A 5117-nucleotide genomic window follows, 5' to 3' on the forward strand; every position below is an offset into this window, starting at 1 on the left:
ATAGCTCTCAATCTTTTGAAAAATGAGAAAACGCTCAAAGTCGGTGTTAGAGGAAAGCGCCTAAAAGCAGGATGGGATAACAGGTATCTTGAAAAATTAATTAATTTATGATGCGTTTGCCCTGATTCCGGACCGATAATTTCTGCATGTGCTGAATCTTTTTTAGCTTTGCTGAAAATTTTCGCGATAATGGAAATGCACAAGGACTTTTTTATATATCAGGCTCAGACCACAAAATTTGCAGCAGGTTTTGCAGTTGAAAAGGCAGAAGGCAGCTTTATCTACGGAACAGATGGAAAAAGATATCTGGATTTTGTAGCAGGGGTTTCTGCCAATACTTTGGGACATTCACATCCTAAGGTAGTGGAAGCCATCAAAGAACAGGCAGACAAATACCTGCACGTCATGGTTTACGGAGAATATGCACAGGAAAAACCTATCGCATTATGCAAACTTCTGGCAGAATCTACTCCGGATCCTCTGGAAATTACCTATCTCGTAAACAGCGGGGCAGAAGCTATCGACGGAAGCCTGAAACTGGCAAAACGGTATACAGGAAGAGAAGAAATTGTTTCCTTTAAAAACTCATATCACGGGAATACACACGGTGCATTGAGTGTTTCCGGGAATGAAACCCATAAAAGAGAATTCCGTCCGCTTTTACCGATGGTCAGCTTTATTGAATTCAACAATGAAAATGATTTTGATAAAATTACAGAGAAAACTGCCTGTGTCATTCTGGAAACCATTCAGGGTGCGGCAGGATTTCTTGTCCCTGAAGGTAATTATCTGATTAATCTTAAAAAAAGATGTGAAGAAGTAGGCGCACTTCTGATCCTTGATGAGATCCAGCCCGGATTCGGAAGAACCGGTAAATTATTCTCTTTTGAACATTTTGGAATTGTTCCCGATATTCTTGTGATGGGAAAAGGAATGGGAGGCGGGGTGCCGGTAGGCGCCTTTATGAGTTCCAGAGAAATTATGGAAACACTTTCGCATTCACCCAAATTAGGACATATTACCACATTTGGAGGAAATCCTCTGATCGCAGCAGCCAGTCATGCCACTTTGAAAGAAGTATTGGAGAGCGGCCTGATGGAGGAAACCACTGAAAAAGAAAAGCTATTCAGAGAACTTCTTGTCCATCCGAAGATTAAAAATATCAACGGGAAAGGACTGATGCTTGCGGTCAATCTCGGTACACCTGAATACACCCTTGCCGTAGCTAAAAAATGCATGGAAAAGGGCCTCATTGTATTCTGGCAGCTTTACAGAAACGAATATATGAGGATCTCACCGCCACTAACGATTTCCTTAGACGAAATCAGACAGGGCTGTCAGATTATTCTGGATATTTTGAATGAAGAATAAACGATACAATCTCTCCACTTTGGAGGGATTTTTTTATGTATTGCATGGTAATTTTTGGTATGCAAATAATATTGAATATATATTTGAAACCTGTGATAAATATCATGAAGATTCTTTAAAAAAATAATTGCTTTTTTGTGTAATAAAAAAATTAATTTATATATTGCGGGACGATAAAACAAAGATTATATGGCGAAACATAAAGTCCATTACGAATTTCCAATGCATTGTTTGTCAGAGATTTTATATGAATATCTGGCGACGGCTGAGGGATTATCTGAATGGTTTGCAGATGAGGTAACAGAGAAAGGAGATGATTTCTTTTTTAGTTGGGGTGGAGGACCTGCTGAAAAGGCCACTTTGATTAGATACAAGCCTGAAGGTTTCGTACGTTTCAGATGGGAAGAAGATGAAGGCACTAAACATTTCTTTGAAATGACGATCACAGTAGACGATATTACAGAAGATCTGGCCCTGAATATTACAGATTTCTGTGAAGAAGGAGATGAAGAGGAAAATGCATTGTATTGGGAAAACCTTATAGAAAACCTTAGAATAAAATTAGGTGCGGCATAAGCCGGACACGATTAAATGGTAAAACTGATGAACGATTTATCGTTCATTATTTTTTTATAAATAAATCACATCAAAAATTGGAAAATCAATATTTTACATCAGACGGATTACATGTAAAGAACAGAGCGTTCCTTTTGGGCGACGCTGTGAAGGTTTCTTTCTTCGTGAGAAACGGAGGATTGATCATGGATGAAGAATGCTATTTCTTCTTAATGGCCTCCATGAGAAAAATGAGAATGAATATTCCGCTTACCTATACCCTGGAATTTTTCCAGACCCTTTTTCATAAAGATGTTATTGAGGGTAAAGGCATAAAAAATGGAATCATCAATTTCCAGGTGTTCAGAAATAATGATGCGGTGACCGTTTCAAAATCTTCAGTAGCCTATTTTTATGAAGTAACGGAATCCGAAGATATACTGGCTGTCCATAAGCGACTGCTGGAAATGGATCTTACCAAAGAAATCAATGTAAATAATAATTTATTAAGCAATATCAGAGTTCACTGTCCGGAAAATATCTACGGTGGAATTTATGCAGAGGAAAATGATCTGGATGATGTGATTCTGCTTAATCCCAATAAAAGAATTGCACGTACCACTTCCGGAAATCTATTATTTCTGGAAGGAAATGTAATCAAAGTTCCGAAACAGTCCGAAGGAGCATACATCTCTCCTTTAATGGAAAATTTCGTTACTTTTTTACATAAAAATAACCTTGCAGATATTCAGGAACACGAAATTATAGCTTTTGAATCTCAAAAGGCCGAAGAGATTTTAATGATCTCTGACGAGAAAGGCATATTTTGTGTAGGTAAAATAAGAAATAAGACTTTTGAAAGCTCCCGATTTATAGAAATGGTGGAAAGCTGGAAAAATAGTTTTCAATAAATTGACAAACCCGGTAAACAACAAAGTACCCAAGTCCTTTACCGGGTTTTATTCTGATTAAATCAGAAATTGTTTCTTTATTTAGTATTCACGGATGATCTCTGTGAATTTTTGAGCGATTTCTTTCTGTCCCTTTTCGCTGGTCACATACTCCCTGTCCTTGGTATTGTTGATAAACCCAAGCTCTACCAGTACTGCCGGAGCTTTTGTTTCTCTCAGCATATGGAGATTGCGTTCCTCGATTTTACGGATATCAAATTTTTTGGAAATTTTTTCAGCAAGCTTTTTAGAACCGTCAGTATTCTGAATATATATTTCAGTTCCTTCCTTTGGCGTTTCCTTCTCAGGATTGCTGTTCATATGAAGAGAAATAACCATTTCCGGATTCAGCTTATTGATCATCGCTGTTCTTTCCTGAAGAGTAGGATAAGCATCAGAATCTCTGGTTAAAATAACTTCATACTGATCCTGATTTTCATTCAGTTTCTTAATCTCGTTAGCAATATTTACCGTAATTTCTTTCTCCGAGAATTTCCCATAGATACTTCCCGTATCATTTCCGCCGTGCCCGGCATCTATAACGATGTATTTTTTACTGATAGGGGTAAAGGATAAAAATGAAGCAGAAAAGGCTGATAAAGCGAGTAGTTTGATTCCTCTCATGGTCGTGATTTTTGGTTTCTCAAATAACGGAAATTCTTTCTTTAAAATTGGTTAACATAATCTTAAAGTTTGTTAATGTTTTCCTAGTGTATCAGGAAGGAATCCAGTTAGTTAAGGGAAATATCCTCCGGTGAGTTGGCCCACAGCAGATATTCTCCACCCAGGTTCTGCATAATCGATTTCCAAAGGGTCTGATCGTTGGGAAGCGTATAATCCAGATTATACACATCCACTACTGTCCACATCTTTTTCTGTACCTCATCATTCAGCTGTTCTGCAGACCATCCTGAATACCCGGAAAAGATTTTTACATCATGAATGCTCAATTCCTTATTAAGGACTGCGCTGATAATGCTTTCAATGTCTTCCGTAATATAGAACTCCTTATTAATCTCAGAAAAGATCTCGGTTACCTTCTTTTCTTTAACGATAAAAAAGACCTTGTCATTTTCCACGGGACCGCCGTCATAGACCTCTATTTTGAAGTCAAAAAAATTTTTGAACTTACTACTCATCTGGCTGTTCTTTTTGTTTAATATCAAACCAAATGCACCGCTTTCGTTATGCTCAACGATCAGCACCACCGATCTCGAAAAAATATCGCCGGAAATGTCAGGTGTGGAAATTAATATTTTACCTTTGTATGAGTAATTCATACTCAAATTTAATAAAAAATATTTATGGAAAACCTGCACGACAAAAGAAAAGTGTATGAGAAATCCCAACTTATTGAAAGTGAGATAAAACAAAATCCCATTGAACAGTTTAGAGACTGGTTTTTGGATGCCAGCGCAAGTCCGGCAGTCTCTGAAGCCAATGCTATGGCGGTTTCTACAGTAGAAGAAGACGGATGTCCCAGGACAAGAATGGTCCTGCTCAAGGAATATACCTATGAAGGATTTATTTTCTACACCAATTACAGCAGCAGAAAGGGAAAAGCAATAGAAAACAATCATAAAGCATGTCTTAGTTTTTTCTGGCCCAACCTCGAAAGACAAATCATCATTAAAGCTGATCTTGAAAAAATTGCGGAAAACCTCAGTGATGGCTATTTTCATTCAAGACCGAAAGGAAGCCAGCTGGGAGCCGCAGTTTCACCACAAAGCCAGGTGATTCCTAATAAAGAATTTCTGGAAGAAAAATTAAAAGAACTCGAAGAACAATACCAAAACAGCGAAGTACCGAGACCCGCCAACTGGGGTGGATATATCGCAAAACCCTACGAAATTGAATTCTGGCAGGGAAGACCCAACCGTCTGCATGACAGGATTATTTATCAACTTGAAGATTTGGATTGGAAGATTTCAAGATTGGCACCATAAGAATTAGAAGCTGGAAATTAGAGATTAGAAGTTAGAAGGTGGATGCCGGAAGATGAGAGTTGTGATAGGGATATTCTTACTTGGTGACATTTCTTATTCGAATCGATGCTGGTCTGGTTTAATCTAATTTCGATGTATAAGATGAGATATCATTTAAAATTCAATAGGAGCGGGCTAAAGCCCAATGTCATTAAGTTATGGATTTAATACGTTGATTATCAGTTATTTTAATTGTTTTTTTGGTTTGTTTTTTGTATATTTAACAGTGAATCAAGCAGTTAAATCGAGAAGAAAA

6 protein-coding genes are annotated in these 5117 nt (G+C 37.6%); 4 read left to right on the forward strand and 2 right to left on the reverse strand.

Features of this window, described 5'->3' with window-relative positions; all coding sequences use genetic code 11:
• The first annotated feature begins 195 nt into the window (after positions 1 to 195).
• From HHL23_RS22230 to HHL23_RS22240, 3 genes are all read left to right on the forward strand, one after another.
• Complete coding sequence (locus HHL23_RS22230; RefSeq protein ID WP_169236926.1) at positions 196 to 1371, forward strand: aspartate aminotransferase family protein; 1176 nt, start codon at positions 196 to 198, stop codon at positions 1369 to 1371.
• A gap of 189 nt (positions 1372 to 1560) precedes the next feature.
• On the forward strand, positions 1561 to 1947 hold the full coding sequence (locus HHL23_RS22235; protein WP_169236921.1) for an START-like domain-containing protein: 387 nt from the start codon (positions 1561 to 1563) through the stop codon (positions 1945 to 1947).
• Between the two features lie 77 nt (positions 1948 to 2024).
• Positions 2025 to 2837, forward strand: coding sequence for an aminotransferase class IV (locus HHL23_RS22240; RefSeq protein ID WP_169236922.1), 813 nt, complete (start codon positions 2025 to 2027; stop codon positions 2835 to 2837).
• A gap of 81 nt (positions 2838 to 2918) precedes the next feature.
• Here HHL23_RS22240 and HHL23_RS22245 read toward each other — a convergent pair whose 3' ends face one another.
• Both HHL23_RS22245 and HHL23_RS22250 read right to left on the reverse strand, forming a co-directional pair.
• Positions 2919 to 3500 (reverse strand): N-acetylmuramoyl-L-alanine amidase family protein, encoded by a 582-nt coding sequence (locus HHL23_RS22245; RefSeq protein WP_169236923.1) that lies wholly within the window; start codon positions 3498 to 3500, stop codon positions 2919 to 2921.
• 107 nt (positions 3501 to 3607) lie between these two features.
• Complete coding sequence (locus HHL23_RS22250) at positions 3608 to 4156, reverse strand: YqgE/AlgH family protein (protein WP_169236924.1); 549 nt, start codon at positions 4154 to 4156, stop codon at positions 3608 to 3610.
• Between the two features lie 24 nt (positions 4157 to 4180).
• Here HHL23_RS22250 and pdxH point away from each other — a divergent pair, with 24 nt between their 5' ends.
• Positions 4181 to 4822, forward strand: a complete 642-nt coding sequence (gene pdxH, locus HHL23_RS22255; protein ID WP_169236925.1) for a pyridoxamine 5'-phosphate oxidase — start codon at positions 4181 to 4183, stop codon at positions 4820 to 4822.
• Positions 4823 to 5117: the final 295 nt, after the last annotated feature.

The sequence above is a fragment of the Chryseobacterium antibioticum genome (genome assembly GCF_012927325.1).
Lineage (GTDB): Bacteria > Bacteroidota > Bacteroidia > Flavobacteriales > Weeksellaceae > Chryseobacterium > Chryseobacterium antibioticum.

Excerpts from the sequence above, each read along its gene's own strand:
- HHL23_RS22230 (WP_169236926.1), top strand. The coding sequence starts at position 196 with ATGCACAAGGACTTTTTTATATATCAGGCTCAGACCACAAAATTTGCA.
- HHL23_RS22235 (WP_169236921.1), top strand. The coding sequence starts at position 1,561 with ATGGCGAAACATAAAGTCCATTACGAATTTCCAATGCATTGTTTGTCA.
- HHL23_RS22245 (WP_169236923.1), bottom strand. The coding sequence starts at position 3,500 with ATGAGAGGAATCAAACTACTCGCTTTATCAGCCTTTTCTGCTTCATTT.
- HHL23_RS22250 (WP_169236924.1), bottom strand. The coding sequence starts at position 4,156 with ATGAATTACTCATACAAAGGTAAAATATTAATTTCCACACCTGACATT.
- pdxH (WP_169236925.1), top strand. The coding sequence starts at position 4,181 with ATGGAAAACCTGCACGACAAAAGAAAAGTGTATGAGAAATCCCAACTT.